General features: G+C 30.1%; 21 protein-coding genes. 1 reads left to right on the forward strand and 20 read right to left on the reverse strand.

Annotation, left to right across the window (positions count from 1 at the left end):
- The coding region (locus ELQ05_RS02110) for a methyl-accepting chemotaxis protein (protein ID WP_243832728.1) at nt 1–731 on the forward strand (731 nt) is incomplete at its 5' end.
- A 42-nt stretch (nt 732–773) separates the two neighbouring features.
- On the opposite strand, the gene ELQ05_RS02115 is transcribed toward ELQ05_RS02110, so the two are convergent.
- The 20 genes from ELQ05_RS02115 to ELQ05_RS02210 all read right to left on the reverse strand — a co-directional run bounded on the left by ELQ05_RS02115 (nt 774) and on the right by ELQ05_RS02210 (nt 21,274).
- Entirely contained in the window at nt 774–3,140 is a 2,367-nt protein-coding gene (locus ELQ05_RS02115; protein ID WP_134224642.1) for a flagellar protein, read from the reverse strand.
- Nucleotides 3,141–3,161: 21 nt separating this feature from the next.
- Nucleotides 3,162–4,550, reverse strand: a complete 1,389-nt coding sequence (locus ELQ05_RS02120) for an NADH-quinone oxidoreductase subunit N (RefSeq protein WP_070316543.1) — start codon at nt 4,548–4,550, stop codon at nt 3,162–3,164.
- Nucleotides 4,540–6,027, reverse strand: a complete 1,488-nt coding sequence (locus tag ELQ05_RS02125) for an NADH-quinone oxidoreductase subunit M (protein WP_057034800.1) — start codon at nt 6,025–6,027, stop codon at nt 4,540–4,542. The genes ELQ05_RS02120 and ELQ05_RS02125 overlap by 11 nt, the downstream gene beginning before the upstream one ends.
- Nucleotide 6,028: 1 nt before the next feature.
- On the reverse strand, nt 6,029–7,819 hold the full coding sequence (nuoL, locus tag ELQ05_RS02130) for an NADH-quinone oxidoreductase subunit L (protein ID WP_057034799.1): 1,791 nt from the start codon (nt 7,817–7,819) through the stop codon (nt 6,029–6,031).
- A 1-nt stretch (nt 7,820) separates the two neighbouring features.
- Complete coding sequence (gene nuoK / locus ELQ05_RS02135) at nt 7,821–8,117, reverse strand: NADH-quinone oxidoreductase subunit NuoK (RefSeq protein ID WP_002851490.1); 297 nt, start codon at nt 8,115–8,117, stop codon at nt 7,821–7,823.
- Nucleotides 8,114–8,632, reverse strand: coding sequence for an NADH-quinone oxidoreductase subunit J (locus ELQ05_RS02140; RefSeq protein WP_002856161.1), 519 nt, complete (start codon nt 8,630–8,632; stop codon nt 8,114–8,116). Before ELQ05_RS02140 ends, nuoK begins: the two co-directional genes overlap by 4 nt.
- The gene (nuoI, locus tag ELQ05_RS02145; RefSeq protein WP_002873772.1) at nt 8,629–9,270 is read right to left on the reverse strand and encodes an NADH-quinone oxidoreductase subunit NuoI; all 642 of its coding nucleotides are present in this window, start codon (nt 9,268–9,270) and stop codon (nt 8,629–8,631) included. Before nuoI ends, ELQ05_RS02140 begins: the two co-directional genes overlap by 4 nt.
- Nucleotides 9,271–9,279: 9 nt before the next feature.
- Complete coding sequence (nuoH, locus tag ELQ05_RS02150; protein ID WP_002866861.1) at nt 9,280–10,278, reverse strand: NADH-quinone oxidoreductase subunit NuoH; 999 nt, start codon at nt 10,276–10,278, stop codon at nt 9,280–9,282.
- Nucleotides 10,271–12,733 (reverse strand): NADH-quinone oxidoreductase subunit G, encoded by a 2,463-nt coding sequence (locus ELQ05_RS02155; RefSeq protein WP_070300787.1) that lies wholly within the window; start codon nt 12,731–12,733, stop codon nt 10,271–10,273. The genes nuoH and ELQ05_RS02155 overlap by 8 nt, the downstream gene beginning before the upstream one ends.
- Entirely contained in the window at nt 12,730–13,422 is a 693-nt protein-coding gene (locus ELQ05_RS02160; protein WP_057042639.1) for a hypothetical protein, read from the reverse strand. The genes ELQ05_RS02155 and ELQ05_RS02160 overlap by 4 nt, the downstream gene beginning before the upstream one ends.
- On the reverse strand, nt 13,419–13,646 hold the full coding sequence (locus tag ELQ05_RS02165) for an NADH-ubiquinone oxidoreductase subunit E family protein (RefSeq protein WP_052834354.1): 228 nt from the start codon (nt 13,644–13,646) through the stop codon (nt 13,419–13,421). Before ELQ05_RS02165 ends, ELQ05_RS02160 begins: the two co-directional genes overlap by 4 nt.
- The gene (gene nuoD, locus ELQ05_RS02170) at nt 13,643–14,869 is read right to left on the reverse strand and encodes an NADH dehydrogenase (quinone) subunit D (RefSeq protein WP_002862216.1); all 1,227 of its coding nucleotides are present in this window, start codon (nt 14,867–14,869) and stop codon (nt 13,643–13,645) included. The genes ELQ05_RS02165 and nuoD overlap by 4 nt, the downstream gene beginning before the upstream one ends.
- A 1-nt stretch (nt 14,870) precedes the next feature.
- The gene (locus ELQ05_RS02175) at nt 14,871–15,665 is read right to left on the reverse strand and encodes an NADH-quinone oxidoreductase subunit C (protein WP_079862114.1); all 795 of its coding nucleotides are present in this window, start codon (nt 15,663–15,665) and stop codon (nt 14,871–14,873) included.
- A complete protein-coding gene (locus ELQ05_RS02180) occupies nt 15,662–16,165 on the reverse strand; it encodes an NADH-quinone oxidoreductase subunit B family protein (RefSeq protein ID WP_002851253.1) in 504 nt (167 codons plus the stop codon). The genes ELQ05_RS02175 and ELQ05_RS02180 overlap by 4 nt, the downstream gene beginning before the upstream one ends.
- Nucleotides 16,147–16,536, reverse strand: coding sequence for an NAD(P)H-quinone oxidoreductase subunit 3 (locus tag ELQ05_RS02185; RefSeq protein ID WP_002824972.1), 390 nt, complete (start codon nt 16,534–16,536; stop codon nt 16,147–16,149). Before ELQ05_RS02185 ends, ELQ05_RS02180 begins: the two co-directional genes overlap by 19 nt.
- Before the next feature lie 112 nt (nt 16,537–16,648).
- Nucleotides 16,649–17,314: an ATP-binding cassette domain-containing protein gene (locus ELQ05_RS02190; RefSeq protein WP_070316546.1), complete on the reverse strand. Its 666-nt coding sequence runs from the start codon at nt 17,312–17,314 to the stop codon at nt 16,649–16,651.
- On the reverse strand, nt 17,307–18,017 hold the full coding sequence (locus ELQ05_RS02195; RefSeq protein WP_057042635.1) for an ATP-binding cassette domain-containing protein: 711 nt from the start codon (nt 18,015–18,017) through the stop codon (nt 17,307–17,309). The genes ELQ05_RS02190 and ELQ05_RS02195 overlap by 8 nt, the downstream gene beginning before the upstream one ends.
- Entirely contained in the window at nt 18,014–18,808 is a 795-nt protein-coding gene (locus tag ELQ05_RS02200; protein ID WP_134239916.1) for an ABC transporter permease, read from the reverse strand. The genes ELQ05_RS02195 and ELQ05_RS02200 overlap by 4 nt, the downstream gene beginning before the upstream one ends.
- Nucleotides 18,795–19,739 (reverse strand): ABC transporter permease, encoded by a 945-nt coding sequence (locus tag ELQ05_RS02205; protein ID WP_096702717.1) that lies wholly within the window; start codon nt 19,737–19,739, stop codon nt 18,795–18,797. Before ELQ05_RS02205 ends, ELQ05_RS02200 begins: the two co-directional genes overlap by 14 nt.
- Nucleotides 19,739–21,274 (reverse strand): ABC transporter substrate-binding protein, encoded by a 1,536-nt coding sequence (locus ELQ05_RS02210; RefSeq protein ID WP_070316549.1) that lies wholly within the window; start codon nt 21,272–21,274, stop codon nt 19,739–19,741. The genes ELQ05_RS02205 and ELQ05_RS02210 overlap by 1 nt, the downstream gene beginning before the upstream one ends.
- Nucleotides 21,275–21,439 lie beyond the last annotated feature (165 nt).

Consider the following 21,439-nt stretch of genomic DNA (forward strand, 5'->3'; position numbering starts at 1 on the left):
AAGCTAGAGTAGGTTCTGATATGAATGCTATTCATAAAATATTTGAAGAATATAAAAGCTTAGATTTTAGAAATAAAATCTCTAATGCTTCAGGAAGTGTTGAATTAACTACTAATGCTTTAGGTGATGAAATAGTTAAAATGCTAAAACAAAGTTCAGACTTTGCTAATGCTTTAGCTAATGAAAGTTCAAAACTACAAACTGCTGTTCAAAGCTTAACCACTTCTTCAAATTCTCAAGCTCAATCTTTAGAAGAAACTGCTGCAGCTTTAGAAGAGATCACTTCTTCTATGCAAAATGTTTCAGTTAAGACTAGTGATGTTATCACTCAATCTGAAGAGATTAAAAATGTTACAGGTATTATAGGTGATATTGCAGATCAAATCAATCTTTTAGCTTTAAATGCTGCTATTGAAGCTGCACGTGCTGGAGAACATGGTAGAGGCTTTGCGGTTGTGGCTGATGAAGTTAGAAAGTTAGCTGAAAGAACTCAAAAGTCTTTATCTGAAATAGAAGCTAATACTAATTTACTTGTTCAATCCATCAATGATATGGCAGAAAGCATTAAAGAACAAACTGCAGGTATTACTCAAATCAATGATAGCGTAGCACAAATTGATCAAACTACTAAAGATAATGTTGAGATTGCTAATGAATCAGCTATTATTTCTAGCACAGTAAGTGATATAGCTAATAATATCTTAGAAGATGTTAAGAAGAAGAGGTTTTAACCTTAGATAACTAGCTAAAAAGCTAGTTATCTCTAAATTTACTTATTGATTTAAAATTTGATTTTTACTCTTGCATAAATTCTGCCAATTTGAAACACCTTTGATTTCAAGACATTGTTTTAAACTTTCTTTTTCAGCTTGTATATTTTGCATTCTTTCATAAGTTAAAGCTTGGATATATAAAGCTCTTGCTCTATCTTCATCTGAAAGTTTTAATTTAAGCAAATCTGTTAAAACAGCTAAACTTTCTTCATTTTTATTGATTTTAGCCAAAGTATCAAGATACATAAATTCTAAATTAGGACTAAAAAGATTTATACCTTTAAAATTTTGATAGTCAATAGCCTTAGGTGCGTAAGTTAAAATGGTTGTTTGCATATTATGATCATTAGCATAAGAAAGTAAAGCATCATAGGCTTCTACTATACTAAAATTCATTGGAAAACTTTCTAAAATTTGCAAAATTTTAATGGCTTGATTGTAGTCATTTAAGCGCAATAAAGATAAAAATTGTAAATAATAAGCCTTAAAATTCTCATCGTCGCTTTTTAAAATTCTAGAATTAGCTATATCTTTAGAAATTTTGATAACCTGAGGATATTGTTTATTGTCAAAAAGAATAGATGCTTTTTGAAGACCATAAAATATAGAATCTTCATTATAATTTTTATCTATATAATCAAGCGCTTGTTCAACATTAGAAGTTCTAATAAGACAAGCTAACATTTGTTTTTTATTCTCAATTTTCTGACCTATATCATAAGCACTAAAACGCATAAAAATATTTGCAGCATTGATACAATTATCAGCTTTTATCGCATTTTTTAAATCATTAATGGCTGCTTTCTCTAAAAATTGAGTGGCATTTGGAATTTTTTTACTTTCTATAAGATCTTTATAAGCTAAAATCGCACTAAAATTTCCCTCTTTATAATAAAGTGCAACATCTTCATCTAAAGCTTTATTTGCAATATTCTCATCTTTATTTGCATATTGCTTCATTAAATCTGTATAACGTTGATGCAAAAAACTTGCATTATTATCGCCTAAAGCAAAAAATACCTCGTCACTTGCTTTTTTAATTTCATCTAAATACTTACCATCTAAATAATCATCCATATATAAATCAAGGTATTTTTTAGCATCACTAGGTCTGTTAGTATGCGATAAAACCAAGGCTAAGTCTTTTAAAGTTTCTTCATAACTCGGATCAAGTTTTGACATTTTAGCAAAGGCATCTTCATAAATACTTGCACTTATATCAAATTGTCCTTTTTGATTAAATAATTTAGCAAGCTCTAAAGATCTTGGAATATCTTTTCCAAAATATTCAGGATTGGCTTTTAAAATGGTATTAATATATTCTATAGCTTTATTTACCTGCTCATTTGAAAGCAAATTCTTTGCCAAACTCATAGCTGCTCTTGCAGCTAAATCTAAATTTTTTGTATTAAAATAAGTATTTTCATAAATATTTACAGCTTTTTCTTTTTCATTTAAATTATAAATATAGTCTGCATAATCAAGCCTAGATAACTGAGTAAAATAATTATTGGGTTGTTCATTATCCAAAATCGACATTGTATACTCTACATCAGCACGCTGAGCTAAAGCGATATAAGTTCTTAACATTATATGTAAAACTTCTGAAAAATTTTTATCACTTGTAAAAGTACGCGTCCAATTTTTAGCATCATCAATCATCTTTTCTAAAATTTGTTGATCACGCATACTTGGATCTTGGGTGTAAAGTTTATTTTGAGCTCTTAATTTATATAGTATAAATTCACTAGTAAAAATACTGCCACGATATCTATTGATAGCATTTTGTGCATCAATCACCACTTGATTGTAATTAGCCTTATCATATTCTTTTTTAATGCGTAAATAAGTATTGATATCTGCACTTTGAGGGATGACAACAGGATCAGAATTTAAATCCAAAGCTCCAACATAAGGCAAGCTCTCATGTGGAAAATTGATATTAAAATCAAGTCCATCATAGTCTTTAACGCGTGCTAGTTCTGGTGTAAAAATAAAAGTAAAAGCTTTGCTTTTATACGAACTTGATGAACTAAGTTCTTTATCTATATAAATATTTTGAGAAGTGTCAAACATTCTTGCTTGTATTTTTGGCAAAATGATCATTTTAATTTTTTGAGCTTCTTGTATAAATTTTAAATCAAAAGCAGAAAAACTCTGATCTTTTAATTTATTATCAACCATACCTGCAATATCACATTCAAAATGAACTTTTGCTTCGGTAATAAATTTTTGACATGTAAATTCTAAATCATTACTCGCATGTAAAACTGCAAAAGCTTGATTATTTTCACGACCCGTGTTTAAAACAAGCTCAAAAGCAAAAGCATTTAAAAAACTTAATAAAATTAAAAATAATATTCTCATAAAATAATTATAGCAAAACTCTTATAACATTAACAATATAGCAAAAGTGCTTACACAAACACAAAAAGCTAAAATAAAATTTTGTATAAAACTAAACTTAATACTATGAACCCTATCATTTCTCATAAATAAAGCATGAATTAAAATTTTTAAATACGCATAAAGCATAATAACAGAAGATAAAGCCACAAAAAGCGCCAAATACCAATATCCATTTAAAATTGCTGTATTTAAAATCATAAATTTACCCCAAAATACTCCAAAAGGCGGGATACCTGCTAAAGAAAGCACACTAATGCTCAAACAAAAAGCAATTAAAGGTTTTTTAACCAAAAGCCCATTTAAACTCTCATAAGAATTATTCTCATAATTGCTTAAAATCATAAATACAGCATAATTTGCAAAAGCAAATAAAGTCCAATATCCAAAAATAGCAAGCAAAATTCCATCAAAATTTTGTTCTTTTAATAAAGGAATGCAAGCTACCAAAACCAAAGAAGAATGTACTACAGAACTATAAGCGAACATTTTTTTGATATTGTTTTGACTTAGAGCCGCAAAAGCGCCTATAAACATAGAAAAAATCGCTAGAACTATTATGATATATTCAAAACCTGTATTATTTAAAAAATCAAACAAACGAATAACCACAACCAACATGGCAACTTTTGGCACAACTGAAATAAAAGCAACCAAATTTGTATGTGCTGCATAATACACATCTTTAAGCCAAAAATGAAAAGGCGCCAAAGAAAGCTTGATTGCACAAAGAACAAAAATCATCACTCCAGCACCCAAAAGCATGGGATCTTTTTGAAACTCATTTTTTAACGCTAAATTAGCAGATAAATCTAAAGTTCCTGTTTTTAAATAAATAAAAGCTACAGCCATAACAAAAAACCCAGCTCCTACAGCCGCTACACTAAAGTATTTTATCGCACTTGAAATAGCATTATCACTTCCACGCATTGCTATTAAAGTATAAAGTGCCAAAGAAGAACTTTCAAGTCCTATAAAAATAAGTACTAAATTTGAGCTTGAAACCATCAACAGCAAAGATGCAATCATAAATAAAAATAAAGCATAAAATTCACCTTGATTTTCTTCTTTTTGCATAAAAAGATATAAAAATGAAAAACACAAAATCACCAAAGAAGCATAAAATGAAACAATATCATTATTTAAAGTGGCCAAAAAAGCTTTTGCTTCTAAACCTTGAGCATTTGCATTATTTAAAATCAAAAAAACACTTACAATTAAAGATAAAGAACTTATACCGATATAAAACGATCGATGAAATTTCCAAAAACCAGAGCAAAGCAAAAGAACTATTGCAGTTATAATTAAAAATAAAAATGGATAAGATAAGCTTATATTTAAAAGTTCTAAATTTAAAAAATTATTTAACATTTGCCTCTCCTATTTTGGATAAAAAATCTAAAGTATTTTGCTCAACAGCTCTAATATTCATTGTTTTTATAAGATTATCCACATCTTTTTGTATCGGCTTTAAAAGTATATTTGGCATAAGCCCTAGTCCAAAAATCATTACTACAATACACACAAGAGCTACTATTTCTCTAAAACGTAAAGAAAAACTCTCTATAAAGCTTTGTTTTTGTATGAAAAATATTTTTCTAAATACTGCGAACATATAAATCGCTCCTAAAATAATCACCAAACCTGCCAACAAAGCATAAAGCAAATTAATCTTTGCTATACCTAAAAGAATTAAAAACTCTCCCACAAAAGAAACAGTTAAAGGCAAAGAAACGCTTGCGAGTAAAATTAACATAAAGAAAATTGAAAATAAAGGTGCTTTTTTAGCCAAAGAATGATAAAAAGAAATATCATAAGTATGATATCTTTGATATAAAAGTTCAACCATTAAAAATAAAGCTCCCGTTACAATACCATGTGCAAACATATAAAAAACCGCACCGCTAATACCCAAAGCATTTAAAGAAAAAATTCCCAAAATCATCACACCAAGATGTGAAATAGAACTATAAGCGATCAATTCTTTAATATTTTCTGCCCTATAAGCAATTAAAGCATTATAAACAATACTCACTATACATAAAGCTACAATTAAAGGCATAAAATACACACTCGCATCTGGAAAAAGCGGTAAACAAAAAAGCAAAAATCCAAAAGGAGCCATTTTAAAAACTACAAGCATTACAGAAACAAGAACAGGCGAATTTGCATAAACCTTAGGTGCCCAAGTATGAAGTGGAAATAAAGGAGCTTTGATAGCAAAAGCGATAAAAAATGCTCCAAAAAGTAAAAGTTGCTCTATAAAATTTACCGCCGAGGCATTATTTTTCCAAATTTCTAAGTCAAAAGTGAAGATGTTTAAAAGTTGATAATTTAAATAAGCTTGATAAATCAATGCCACAAGCATTAAAATTGAACCCGCAAAAGCATAGATAAAAAATTTCACCCCTGCTCTAAAATCTTTACCATAAACTCCCATAATATAAAGCAAAGGCAAAAGAGAAAATTCCCAAAAAACATAAAATAACAAACCATCTTTTGCACTAAAAAGTCCCATAATAGCAAATTCTAAAAAGAATATACAAGATACAAGTGCTTTTTGTTCCAGCTTTAAAAATAAAAAGCTTAAAAATATCATCAAAGAACTTAAAAGCATCAATATAAGTGCGATACTGTCTACTCCTACGTGAAAGCTAAAAAATTTCAAAATTTTAAAAGAGAGATTATAATCAAAGCTTACCCCTTGTAAAAAATCCGCAAAAATATCCAAATTTAAAGCCAAAATCATAAAACTTACAACAACGCTAAAAACCTTAACACCCCCACGATTTAAAAGCAAAACCACAAAAGCAGAAATTAAAGGAAAAAATATCAAATAATTTAGCATTTTACACCATCCATACCAAAATCAACAAAATCACAAAAGCTGCCACCAAAAATCTAAGCATTAAGTTTAAGCTATTTGGCATAATCATTTTTTGTGAAATATTTTGAGAATACAAAGCAATTTTTTCAACTATTCTATCAAAAATATAAAGATCACAATGCTTTAAAATCGCACATAAACTTTCATATTTTGAAACGATAAATTGATGATAGAATTGAGGAATAAAATAATCATTACTTAAAAGTTTGTGAATTTTATTTTCTTCAATACTTTCTTTAAACCAAGAATTTTTATAAGCAAAAATAGCCAAAATTACACCCAAAATAGCTGCCACACTCGCACAAATCATTACAATTTGATTTTGTGCATCAATAAAAACTAATTTTGTGCTTAAATATTCAAAAAAACTATGTTCAAAAAATCCTGCAATAATAGCTAAAACCATCAAAGGACTCATAGCCAAAAGTGCGATTTTGCTTGCTTCATGTGGATGTTCATTGTGTCTTACAGGGGTAAAAAATACCAACATTAAAAGTCTAAAGCTATAAAATGCTGTTAAAAAAGCTGCGATTAAGAGCACTAAAAAAATACCATGGTGAAAAGAAATAAAAGAATATCCTAAAATCAAATCTTTAGAGAAAAATCCTGCAAAAGGATAAATTCCTGCTAAAGCTAAAGATCCTATACACATCAAAATAGCTGTAAATTTTAAAGGTTTAAAAAGTCCACCCATTTTTTTAATGTCTAATTTATCATTCATAGCATGCATTACATTTCCAGCACCTAAAAAAAGTAAAGATTTAAAAAAAGCATGTGTAGCTAAGTGAAATAAAGCTATACCATAAGCCCCAAGTCCTGCAGCCACAAACATATATCCAAGTTGCGATAAGGTAGAATAAGCAATAATGCGTTTTAAATCCCTAGCCACCAAAGCCATAGAGGCTGCAAAAATCGCTACAAAAGCTCCAAGTAAGGCAATAATATAAGAAACCTCAGGAACTAAATCATAAAGCGTGCTCGCACGAATTACCAAATAAACCCCCGCTGTTACCATGGTTGCTGCATGGATTAATGCAGAAACAGGAGTTGGCCCTGCCATAGCATCAGCAAGCCAAGTGTGAAAAGGAAATTGTGCAGATTTTCCCATAGCCCCTATAAATAAACAAGTTGCGATTAAGATCAAAGCGTTGTGATCTAGGCTTTGTGCCATGGAAAAAACTTCATCATATTTTAAAGTTCCTGCTTGTAAATAAAGCCAAAAAATTCCCAAAAGCATACCCAAATCCGCAATACGATTCATAATAAAAGCTTCATTAGCCGCAAAAGAATAAGTATCATTTTTATACCAAAAACCTATGAGCAACCAAGAGCAAAGCCCAACACCTTCCCAACCTACAAAAAGTCCTAAAAAATTATCACTCATGACTAAAAAAAGCATAGAAAAGACAAAAAGCCCCAAATAAGCAAAAAATTTATTAAAACCTTCATCATGAGCCATATAAAAAATACTATAAAAATGCACACAAGTAGCTACAATACCTACAACACTCATCATAGTAAGCGAAATGGCATCTATATCAAAGCCAAAATTTACTCCAGCAAACCATTCAAACAAACTCACATTAAAAGCTTCATTGCAAAAAAGCAAATACAAAGAACAAAAAGCACTTAAAGCTACTAAAAGTGAACAAATTATCCCTACAAATTGTTTTTTCTCACTCAAAGCAAAACAGCTTGCAAACAAAAAAGCTACAAAAGGACTAAAAAGAGAAATCAAAGCTAAATTTTGCATACTAAGCCTCCACTTCTTTTAAGCTTTTTAATTCCAAAGTGCCTTTTCTTCTATACCAAAGCACACACAAAGCTACGCCAACAGCTACTTCACAAGCGGCTACACCCATGATAAAAAGCGCAAAAACCTGTCCATTTAAATCATTGTGCATTTTAGAAGCTGCTACTAAGGCTAAATTAGCACTATTTAATAAAATTTCACTCGAAATAAAAAGCATAATGAGATTTTGTCTTTTTAAAATCCCTACAAGCCCTATGACAAACATTAAAATAGCAACGAAAAAATACTTTTCTATCATTGTTTTTCCTTTGTAAGCTCTTTATGAGTAAGAGTGATAGCACAAACTAAAGCGATCAAAAGCAAAATAGCTATAAACTCAAAAGCTAAAAGATATTTTGAAAAAATCGCTAAAGCCAGTTGTTTATTGAAATCAAACAAAGCAGGATCATTTAAAGGTAAATCCGTGCTGATATTTTGGTATTTAAAACCTATAAGCATGGCCAAAAGTAAAATTGCACTTAAAACCACCAAAGTAAAAAAACTTTTTTTAGCTTTAAGTTGTTCTTTAAATTCTTTAGAAGCATCAAAAAACATCATCGCAAAACTATAAAGTCCAAGCACAGCTCCACTATAAACAATAATTTGTATCACACCTAAAAACTCTGCATCAAGTAAAAAATAAAATCCCGATAAAAACACCATTCCGCCCGCTAAAGCCGAAAGAGAATAAAGCATATTTTTACTTAAAACCGCAATGCCAAAAAAGCCTAAAACCACTACACTAAAAAATACAAAAGCCAAATTTTCTATCATTTATTTTCTCCTTGCTCTTGTGTATTTTGATTTTCTAAGGCTCTTTCAATCATCACATCGTAATAATTTGGTGTTTTTACCACCAGTAAATCAGCATCTTTTCTAAGGCTTCCTGCTCCTTCAAATTCAACTTGATTTTTAAGCTTATCAATAGGAGTTAAAAAATCTTGCTTGTAACCAAAATAAGACCTTTGCTCGGCCGCATTTTCATACTCTGTGCCATGTACTATAGCAAGTTCAGGACAAACCTCAGCACAAAAACCACAATAAATACAACGCCCTAAATTAATACTATAATTTCCTACTTTTTTACGCCCATTTTCATCTAAAGAAGTTTCCATTCTGATACAATTACTAATGCAAATTTTTTCGCAAAGCCCACAACCTATACATCTTTCATTTTCGCTTTCTATAAAACGCATCAAACGATGAACAGCACGGTAACGATTATCAAGCTTTACCTTTTCAAAAGGATATTTAATCGTAGCGCTATTATTTCTCTTAAGTAATTCTCTCATCATCACAAAAAGTCCTACAAAAAGCTCTAGTTTAACGCTTCTACGCAAAGCTTGTGAAATTTTTTCCCAAGTACTAACAGGAGTTTTTCTTTTCTCATCTACTAAATAATAATTTTTCATATCAAACTCCTATAAAAGAACTGCCAAAGCAGTGATTAAAAGGTTTAAAACCGCTAAAGGGATTAAGATTAAATAGCACATTTTCATCACTTGATCTGGACGCAATTGCGGAAAAGCAGCTCTTGCCCAAAAATACCAAAAGAAAATAAAACTTGATTTTACTATCATCATAATCCAACCAGGAATAATCCAAAAGCTATTAAAACCCCCTAAAAACAAAAGAGTTACCAAAATAGCTCCAGCTATCATAGAAGCATATTCACCTATGAAAAACATACCCCATCTTAAACCCGAATACTCCGTTCCATAACCCGCTACAATTTCAGCATCATTTTCCGTCAAACAAAGCGGAGTTCTATTAGTCTCTATAAATAAAGCAATTATAAAAAGCACAAAAGCCAAGGGCTGTTTAAAAATAAGCCAAGAAAAAAATCCATCGCTTTGATAATTGTTAATATCCACCAAAGAAAAAGAACCTACAAGCATTACAATAGCAATCAAAGCTAAAGCTCCTACGCTTTCATAGGAAATAATTGCTACAAGCCCTCTTGCAGCCCCTAAAATCGACCATTTATTATTACTTGCAAGTCCACCCAAAAACACCGCATAAAAGCAAAGTCCTGAAGTACCAATGACAAAAAGCAAAGCTACATTAATATCTGCCACTATAGGCTGAATCACCCTTCCAAATAAAGTAAATTCAGGTAGCATAGGAATAGCTGCTAAAGAAACAAAAGCACAAATAGCAGAAATTAAAGGTGCTATAGCAAAAATAAATTTTTGCGAATTTGAAGGGATTATATCTTCTTTAGTAAAAAGTTTTATCATATCAGCTACAAGTTGAATAAGCCCAAAAGGCCCTACCATATCAGGCCCTATACGTCTTTGAAAATAAGCTAAAACCTTTCTTTCAGCATAAGTTGCAAGACCTGCTAAACTCGCAAATATTGCAATGATAATAATACATTTAATTAAAGCCTCTAAAGCAAAAAAAGCAAAATCACTCATGGTTTGCTCCTAATTTTTCTAAATTCGCCACAACAAATCTTTCATCAAAAAAGCTTAGCGTATCAAGTTTTTCATCGAAATACGGCAAGAAAGCTCCATTTTTTATATCCTTATCCACACGCACGCTAAGGCTTAATTCTTTATCTTTTATTTTAAGTTTTACAAGATCTTTATCTTTTAAATTTTTCTCTTTAGCTAAATTTTCACTTACACCTAAAAAAATCACCTCATTAATCGCACTAGCACGATTTGAAAATCTACCAAATTGATAGCTAGGATTAGCACTATAAAGCAAAATTTCATCTTCTTTTGGGTTTAAATTTTCAAAATTTGGAGAGATGAATTCTTTTTTAGCAACTTGTTTAAAACATTCTAAATTAAGCTCATATCCCCTTTTACAATCACCTGCATTGGTATAAAAATTATCTAAATGATCAAAATCAATCGGAGAAAAACCTTTATTTATAGGGAGTCTCTTAGTATAATTTATAGTATATTCCTCATCAAAACCTAAAGCATTAGCCAAATCATTTAAAAAATATCCCTTAAATTCTAAAGCAGCGTTAGTTGGCACCACTCTTTTATCATAATTTAAAAAAGTTCCTTCTTGCTGATTTAAACTCGCACTAGCTAAATTTGCATGCTCTTCATAAGAAAAACTAAAATCACCTTTTTCATTGTAGCCTAAAGTCTTGCCTTCTTGTGTATTTTTATCCAAATCACAAATCATAGCCACACCTAAGGTATTAGTATGCGTAGGATTTAAAAAGACTTTAAAAGGAGTAGTATTTTGAATCAAAGCAAGTAATTTAGCAAGTTTTTTCGCATTTTTATGAAAATAAAAATCACTCCCTATAACAAGAGTAAAATTTGCTTTTTTAAGCAATAAATCTTCTAATTTATCTTCATCTATACCTAAATTTTTAGCAAAAACAGAACGTTGCACTTCTATGATTTTTTTCACTTTTTTAGGTATGACTTTTTTTACTTCTTTTTGGATTTCATTGCCTTCTTCATCTTTTTCTATAACTTGTTCTACAACTTCTTCGTTGATACTTTCTTCTATTTCTTTATTTTCACTAACAAAAAACTCTGCTAAATGAGTTTTAATACCTTCATCTTGACTAAATTTTTGAAGTAAAAAATATAAAATTTGCTCTTCATCGCCACTTTTATGAATGTGTGAGATAAAATTTTTGGAATATTTTGCTATACCCACATCTTCCATAGGATGAAAATAAAGCCCTGAGCCTTTATTCATCACTAAGGCATTATTGATTTTATAGCTAAGCGTTGGAGCATCATATCTTAAAAGCGTTCCAGCCACAACCAAAAAATCACTTTTTGTTATATCTTGAGTATTAGCACTATAAAACTCGCCAGAATTAGCGATAAATTCTTGTAAAAATTCTTTAAATTTCAAAGCTTCTTCATTGATCAAAGAAAGATTAAATTTCTTTTTTAAATTTTGTAAAATCAAAGCTTCTTCATTGGTAATAAAACTATTAAATTTAATGTTTTTAATTTCATTTTTCTCAAAAAGTTTCACAAGTTCTTCAAAGGCTTTTTCATCTTTATCCGCCTCATTTTGCGTATCAAAAGCAAATCTTGCAGCCTTATTTAAACTCGCAAAGGCAAAATCATTACTCACACGATAAATTTTTTCTTTTTGATTACTAATGCCGCTTTGCTTAATATCATAATACATCAACTCACAATCGCTTGAATGCGGATTTGAAGCAGGGATTTTTTTAAGTTCCCAAATATTTGAAGTGTATTGAAATTTCGAACCTATCAAAGCTCCTGTTGGACACACACTTGTACATTCTCCACAAAATGAACAATCAAGCGTATCACCATTTGCAGGGCCTATCAAACTTTTTTGAAATTTAGTCCAAATCGCATAAGCATCTTTTCCCATGCTCTCTTTAAAGCTATTATCCACACTATCTCCGCCACGAGGAACAGTCTTTAAAGCACTTTCTCCGATTTTATCCTTACAAACTGTAATGCAACGCTCACATACTATGCAAAGTGCGGGATCGTAATTAATCATTCCCCAATGTTTATGTGGTTTATGTGTGTCTTTAATCCAATGCTTTTGAACATTTACACGGCTTTTATGAGTGAAATTTTGCAATTCACACTCGCCTGATTTATCGCAAACTCCACATTCTAAAGGATGATTGATACAATAAGCTTGCATGATCTCATTTCTTTCATCCCAAAGATTTTGTAAATCACTTTCTACAACCATACCCTCTTTTGCTTTAGTATTACAAGAATATACCTTTTTACCATCAGCTTCAACCATACACATACGACAAGCCAAAGTAGGACTACAGCCTGAAAGATAGCAAATCGCTGGAATAAAAATATCATTTCTTCTTGCTATATTTAAAATATATTCGCCTTCTTCAAAGGCGCAATCTATACCATTAATCTTAACTGTCATTTTGCTTCCTTTATGCGAATTGGAATAAAATCAAAACCATTGTTTTCATAATTTAAAAAAGCTATGGTGCCTTGTAAATTTTCATCTAAACAAAGCTTGGCTTTAAGACTAAAATCTTTAGCCAAAATTTCAACTTCACTTTGATCTTTGCATTTTGCAATTTGTAAAAATTGCTTTGAACAATGTAAATTTTTATCTTGTAAATTTACTCTAAAAAGCACTAAACCGTCATAATTATCTAGTTCTTTTAGGGTGTTTAATTTGGCCTTTTTAAAATCGCATTCTTCTTCATCGCTATCTAAAATCTTTAATTCATATTTTACGCTTAAGAAATTCAAAAAATATTTGATATTTTCGCTATCTTTGTAAGAATGGATATTTTTATCTATAATTAAATACTTAGCCTCTTTTAAAAAAGCAAGCACTTCACCTGCTTCTTCCTCTCCAAAACAAGATTCAGCACTTAAATATCCCTCATCTAAATCGCTAAATTGTCCTTCATCGCTTAATTTACAAAGCAAAGCCAAAACAAAACTCAAACTTGCAATTTCACATTTATAAAATTTAGCTTTTAAATTTTTATCTTCCAAACAAGAAATATTAATGCTATTTACACCTATTTTTTCACATAAATTTTTGTTTTTAAGGCTTAGCATATCTAAAAAACAAAGAGCATTATCATAAATCATACTCTCTCCTTTTTTATAACAATAGTCCAATCTACTTGATTAAATTTCAAAGAATTTAAAAGCTCACAGCCTTGTTCTTTTATAAAAGAAAAACTTTTTTCAACAGGAGAAAAATCGCCGATTTCAAAAAGCACCACTAAAACCTCGCCTTGTTTTGCTTCTTTTATGATTTGCGCTAAATCTTCAAAAAGTTCTTTGCTTTTTCTTAAATCTACTCTTCTCATCGATCTATCTCACCTAAAACTATATTTACATTACCCATAATGGCTACAACATCAGCTAAATAAGTACCTACAAGCATTTCTTCAAAAAACGCACAATGCCAATAACTAGGTGTTCTAGCCTTTAAACGATAAGGTCTTCCTGTGCCATCACTATGGATAAAAAAGCCAAGCTCACCTTTTGGACTTTCAGTAGGCACATAAACTTCGCCTTTAGGGGGTTTTAAGCCTTGAGTGATTAAAACAAAATGCTGCATTAAAGAATAATTCTGCGTTAAAATTTGTTCCTTTGAAGCACTTACATACTCAGGATGCGTAGCTAAAATTTCAGGCGGAGTATCTTTATAAAGCGTGGCACATTGTCTAAGGATTTTCAAACTTTCACGAAATTCTTGCATATAAACTTTATATCTTGCATAAGAATCCCCTTGTGTAGCATAAGGCACACCAAATTCAACTTCATTATAAAGCAAATAAGGCTCTTCTTTGCGTATATCGTATTTTATACCGCTTCCCCTTAACATCACACCCGTACAACCCCAATTTAAGGCTTGTTCTTTAGTAACCACACCTACATTTTCAGTTCTTAAACGCCAAATTCTATTATCATCTAAAAGATCTTCATAATCTTTTAAATCATTTGGAAATTTATCGCAAAATGCAAGCATTTCTTCTAAATAATTCTCAGGTAAATCAAGCATAACCCCGCCTATTCTCATAGAAGAATGCGTAAGTCTTGCACCGCAATACTTTTCTATCAAATCCAAAACATATTCTCGTTCTCTAAAGCAGTATAAAAACACACTCATCGCACCAATATCAAGTGCATGAGTGGCAAGCCAAAGCAAATGTGATGCGATACGGTTTAATTCTAAAAGTATCATGCGTATGACTGCTGCACGACGTGGAATTTCTAAACCACAAAGTTTTTCGACCGCCGCACAATAAGCATAATTATTTGCTGAAGCAGCGATATAGTCCATTCTATCAGTAGTAGGAATAAATTCTTGATAAATCATATTTTCAGCCATTTTTTCCATACCACGATGCATATAACCTATACAAGGACGCGCTTTTACAACTTGCTCTCCATCAAGTTCTAAAATAAGACGTAAATTTCCATGTGCTGAAGGGTGTTGAGGGCCTAAATTGATAATCATTTTTGAGTCTTCTTGCTCAAAAGCTATATTTTCATAATAAGGTTTTAACTTGCTAGGAATTTGCATTTTAACGCCTTTTCTCTAAAATTTTTGCTTCATCGCGTTTTACTTTTTTTACAAAAGCCACGCCTTCATCTTCTTGATATTCTTGTTTAAAGGAAATTTCCTTCTTTTGACCACCTTTTGGCACTTCATGATAAAGTCTTGCAAAATTTAGCGTATCTTTATCATCAACAAAACCAGAATCTCTTTGTTCTTCGCCCACTACTTCGCGGTATTCTTTGCCAAAAATTTTATCAATCTCATACCATCTTGCAAACTCATCGCCCTTTAAAGGATAAATTTTTAAAAGCGGATGTCCAAACCAATCATCAGGCATTAAAATGCGTTTTAAATTGGGATGATTTATGATGAAAATTCCAAACATATCATAAATTTCTCTCTCACTCCAATTTGCTCCTTTAAAAACATAAGCCACGCTTTGCAAACGCTCTTTTACGCCTACAAAAGTTTTTATTCTCACTCTTAATTTTTTTTCTAAATTTAAAAGCTGATAAAACACTTCAAAACCATTTTTATCTGCTATAAAATCAATAGCACTTGCTTCTGTAAAACTTAAATAACCTAAAGTTTTAAGCATTTGCAAGGTTTTAACGTTGTCTTCTTTTTTGATTTCTATTACCCAAAAATCAAGCTCTACAAAGGAATTTAAAATTTCTACTTGAGTTTTTAAAACTTCAAAATCATCTTTAAAAACACTTTCATTAACATCAGATTTTACAGTGTGTGGTGCGTGATAAAATCTATCTTTGTAGTAATTTTGAGTTTGAGCATTTTTTTTATCGCTATACTTTCTCATCATATCAACCTTTTAGGTGCGATCTTGCGACTTGCTTTTTCTTTGCGAATCTTTTTTTGCAAAATCATCAAAGCAAACTGAAAACTTTCTGGGCGTGGAGCACAGCCTGGCACATAAATATCTACAGGTATGATTCTATCCACTCCTTGAACAGTAGAATAAGTATTAAACATACCGCCTGTATTAGCACAACTTCCCATAGAAATCACCCATTTAGGATCAGGCATTTGATCATAAAGTCTTCTTGTAAATTCAGCGTGCTTTTTACATAAAGTTCCTGCGATAATCATCACTTCACTATGGCGTGGTGAAGCTCTAAAAATCGTTCCAAATCTATCAAAATCATATCTTGAACCCCCAGCCGCCATCATCTCAATCGCACAACAGGCAAGTCCATAAGATAAAGCCCATAAAGAATTACTCCTACCCCATTGAACTAGTTTATCAACGCTAGTTAAAACTACGGGCAAACCACTTGCATAATTTACTTGATGCTCTGCCATGCAAACGCTCCTTTTTTATAAGCATATAAAAATCCAACTCCTAAAAGTACGATAAAAACAAAAACTTCTAAAAGTCCAAACCAACCTAAATCTTTAAAAATCAAAGCCCAAGGAAATAAAAACACAACTTCTATATCCAAAAGTATGAAGATTAAGGCGATGATGAAAAATTGAGAGTTAATCTTGTTAGCTTGTTTAACAGGAATAGGACCGCATTCATAAATTCCAAGTCCTAATTTTTTGCGATTTTTTGCGGCAAAATTATTACCGATTTTTGAAGCTAAAAAAACCAGTCCAAAAAAAATAACACTAGCAAGTACTAGCATTAAAAAAATACCAAAATAAGGATGCGAAGCATCTATATGAGACATTTATTCTCCTTTTTTAAAGCACTTTAATCACTCCACAACAAAAATTAAATTTACACTTTTCTTTATTTTACTCTAAACTTTCTATATTGAAACTTATATTAAAAAATATTTTTTAAAGTTTTAATTTTTTATGATTAAATTTATAAAAAAGATCACTTTGATGGGTTATAAATATATAAGAAATATTATTTTTTTGCTGATAGTCATATAAAAAAGTTAAAATTTCTTTAGAAGTTTTAATATCAAGCGCTGAAGTAATTTCATCTAAAATCAACAATTTAGGATTTAAAACCAAAGCACGGATAAGACCTACACGCGTGGCTTCTCCTCCGCTTAACTCATAGGGTTTTTGTTCTAAAATTTGTTTTTTTAGACTAAAAAAATCAAAAAATTCTAAAATCAAGTCATCATTCTTTTGTAAATTAAAATTTTCCAAACCATCTTGTATAAGATTTTTGATTTTTTTATAAGGGTTTAAAGCCATTTTTTGATCTTGAAAGCAATACTGAATTTGGTTTCTTAAAAGTCTTTGTTTGTTTTTATCAAGCTTGTGTAAGTTAAGATTTTCATACCATACCTCACCCTCACTTGGATCTTCTAAAAAACAAAGAATTCTAGCTAATGTACTTTTACCTGCACCACTTTTACCTAAAATTATTAAATTGTCATTTTCATTTAAAGAAAAATTGATATTATCAAAAATAATATGTCTTTCTTTTTTTAAATACCAATGCTTTTTAAGCTCATAAAACTTACTTAAATTACAAACTTTAAGCATTATAATACCTTAAAAACTCATCTAAGCTATATAAATTTGAACTATTTTTTTCTAGCATAAGAATTTCATCTGCTAAAGAATTTACCAAATTTAAATCATGAGTGATGCAAACTAAGGCTGTGTTATTTTTTAATTCTTCTAAAATCGATATAATCTTAGAAGCGTTTTCTTTATCCAAAGAAGCTGTGATTTCATCACAAATTAAAATTTGGGGTTGATTTAATAATGCCAAAGCTAGGCTCACCCTTCTTGCCATACCCAAACTTAATTCATTAGCATAAGAATGCCACAAACGATCAAGATTTTCAAATCCTAATTTTTGAAAATAAGAAAAAGCGTAATCTTTTCTTTCTTTTTGTTTTAATTTTGTATGAGTTTTTAAAACAAGATGACATAAATTTCCAATATCCAAATAAGGATAAAGACTAAGCTCTGCATCTTGCAAAACAAGTGCTACATTAGAACGAAAATCTCTAAGTTCTTCTTTGTTAAAATTAAAAATACAAGAATTATGAAAACTTAATTCATCAAAACTTATTGTGAAATTAGAATCTAAAAGTCTTACCAAAGCTTTTCCTAACAAACTTTTGCCCACTCCACTTTGTCCTAGTATCATTAAAGTTTTGCCTGTTTTTATATCTAAATTAATATCCTTAAGCAATAAATTATTCTTCAAACTGATATTTAAATTTCTTACCTTCAAGATCTTATACCCCAAATTTTTTGTAAAAAATTACCCAACCATAAAAGAGGTAAAAACAACAAAAGCAAGCTTAAAAGTGGAAAAAGTATCATCCACCAAGCACCCATAAAAACTGCTTTTGAAGACTCACTCAAAAGAGTACCTAAAGTTGGAATTTCAAATCCTAAACCCAGTCCAAAAAAACTCAAAGTAGCTTCTGTGGCTATAGCATGAACGATATTAAATATAAAAAGTGTAAAAATCAGTGTTTTTAAAACAGGTATTAAATCTTTAAAAAAAGCTCTAAATTTAGTTCTTCCAAGCACTATATTTGCTTTGTAAAAATCTAAATTTTCAAGTCTTTTTAATTCACTTTCTATAATTCTTGCTATGAAACACCAATGAATTAAAGCGATTAAAAAAATCATCAAAAACACATCAGAAGTTATCATACTTTGAAAAAACATCATAAGTAAAAAAGCAGGCAAGGCTAAAAAAAACTCTAAAATACGCATCCAAAAAACATAAAAAAAACATCGCGCTAAAAACAAATAACACAAAGCAAAGATAATAGACAATAAAGATCCACCAACACCTATAAGCAAAGAATTTCTCAAAGCAAAAAGCAAACGAGAAAACAAATCCCTGCTTAAAAAATCAGTCCCTAAAATATAAGTAAAATTAGGAGCTTGATGCAAATTTTCTAAATGAGTACTTAAAATATCAAAAGGAGCCAAAAAAGGTGCAAACAAGGCGCATAAAAACAAAAAAATTAAAGGCGCAAGAATGATAAGAAATTTAAACAAAATCAAGCCTTCTTAATCTAGGATTTAAAATCCTAGCTACAATATCACTTAAAAATGTAAAAAATGCTGCAAGTAAAACACTAAAAAATATAAGCGCAAGTACAACAGGATAATCTTTAAAAATAATACTTTTAAAAAGTAAAGACCCAAGTCCCTCGTAAGCAAAGACACTTTCTACCACATAAGTTCCCATCATAAAACTTAAAGCACTTCCCCCAAAATAAGCCACAATAGGGCTTAAAGAATATTTCAAAACTAAAAAATAAATATCTTTCTCCCTCAAAGCCCTAGCGTATAAATTTTGAATAAAAATTTGAGAAAAACTTTCATTGATAAAATTTCTAGCAATCCTTAAAAATAACGCCAAATGTGATAAAACGAGCACCAAAACAGGCAAAATCAAATGCTCTAAACGATTTAAAAAATCATCTTCAAAGCCTATATCACTACTTCCCATAACAGGCAAAATTTTCCAAAAAATTCCAAAAATCAAAACAAACAATAAAGCCAAAACAAAAGGAGGTAAAGCAAAAAAATTAAAAGCTAAAAAAGTGATGATTTTATCTATAAAACTTTCTTTATAATAATATCCCAAAAGTGCCAAAAAAACGCTGAGTAAAAATAAAAGCATTAAGGCACCAAAACCCAAAATAAAAGTATTAAAAATTCTTTCTTTTATAAGCTTTAAAACACTTTCTCCACTTAAAAAAGAAACTCCTAAATCTCCTTTTAAAGCCCTAAAAAGCCAAATTTTATACTGCTCTAACAAAGGCTTATCAAGCCCTAAATTTTGTTCTATTCTTTGAATAAATTCTTTACTTTGTGAATTAACTCCATTAGCATAAGCTATACTACCTTTGCTAAAATGGAGTAAAACAAAACATAAAAAAGTGCTAAAAAATGCTATGAAAATACTAAAAACTAAGCGTTTTAGCACTATTTACTCCACTCATAAACATTCCAAGTAAAACCCACTCCGTGATGACCTAAAGTCCTTGTTTTGATACCTTTTAAATCTTTATTATAAACCAAAGCAAAATCAAGATAGGCTAAAAAAATAAAAGGAGGATTTTCATATAAAGCATCTATAAAATCTTTATAATATTTTTTTCTCTCTTCTAAATTTGAAGTATTTCTTGCTTTTTGCAAGGCTATATCCACTTTTTTATCATGATAATGTCCAAAATTCCAACCCTCATCATTTAAAGCACTATCTTGCGAACTTTCAAATACCCTAAAAGTGTGAAAATCAGGATCTAAAGGACTTCCCCAGCCTATTAAAAAACTATCTACTTTAGAATAATCAAAACTTCCAGCAGGTTTAGCCACTACCTTGCTTACAACTCCTATTTTTCTAAATTCGCTTTGCAAAATTCCAGCTAAACTTACCCTTAAAGGATCATTGCTCATCGCCCAAATTTCAAATTCTAAAATTTTCCCATCTTTTTCAAAATTTCCATCTTTATTTTTCTTAAAACCTGCACTTACAAGCAAGTCCTCGGCTTTTTTAGGATCATATTTGTAAATTTTAAAATTCTTAGAATTTGCCCAAGAACGCTCTAAAGGGTGATTGGCTACAAAAGCATAATCATGTAAAAGATTTTTTACTATACTTTCTTTATCAACTGCGTAATTTAAGGCTTGTCTTACTTTTAAATCTTTTAAAAATTCATTATCAAAATTAAACATTAAAGCTCGATAATCAGCTGATTTTTCGCGTAAAATTTCAAAATTTTCATCATTTTTAAAAATATTTAGCAAAGAAACATCGATTAAAGCTGCATCTATCTTGCCATTTTTAAGCTGGGCACTAGCTATAGAAGGATCAAAAATGTGTTTTATAATAAGTCTTGGAGTTTTTACCTTATCAAGATAAAAATCTTCATTAGCTTTAAATTCAACATATTCACCTTTTTTCCATTTTACAAATTTATAAGGACCTGTACCTATAGGATTTTGATTAAAAGAGCTTGTGTTTAAATTCTCATTTTCAAGCAAATGTTTAGGAAGCATTCCTATACTTAAAGCATCTAAAAATGCAGGATAAGGTTTAAAAAGTGTGATTTTTACATGAGAAGGATTTAAAATTTCCACACTTTTAATGTCTTCAAAATTGACATAAACAGAAGAATTATTTTTAGGATTTTTAAAGGCTTCTATGCTAAATTTCACATCATCAGCGCTAAATTTGACTCCATCATGCCATAAAACATCATCTCTTAAAAAAATATCATAAACAAGTCCATCTTTACTAACATCCCAAGACTTAGCCAAATCAGGCTTTAAACTCATATTTTCATCAAAACGCGTAAGCCCTGAAAATACAAGATTAATCACTGCATCGTGATCCTCGCTATAAGCAGGATTTATCCTTGCGATTTCATTTTCAACCGCTACAATAAGTGTATCTTTTGGGATTTTTGCTTCTAAATTTACAAAAAGTAACAATACAAAAATTAAAAATCTCAACATAAAAAACCTTTTTAAAATGATTAGAATTATATATTAAAAATGTTTTAATAACAAGCCCCTATAGGGGATTTATAATCAAAAAATATAATAATTAAAAAAAATTAAATTTTAAAAAGATAAAATATATCCTAGATCATTAATGTTATAAAAATTTATATTTAAGGA

The sequence above is a fragment of the Campylobacter sp. US53 genome, assembly GCF_004378995.1.
GTDB classification, from domain to species: domain Bacteria; phylum Campylobacterota; class Campylobacteria; order Campylobacterales; family Campylobacteraceae; genus Campylobacter_D; species Campylobacter_D jejuni.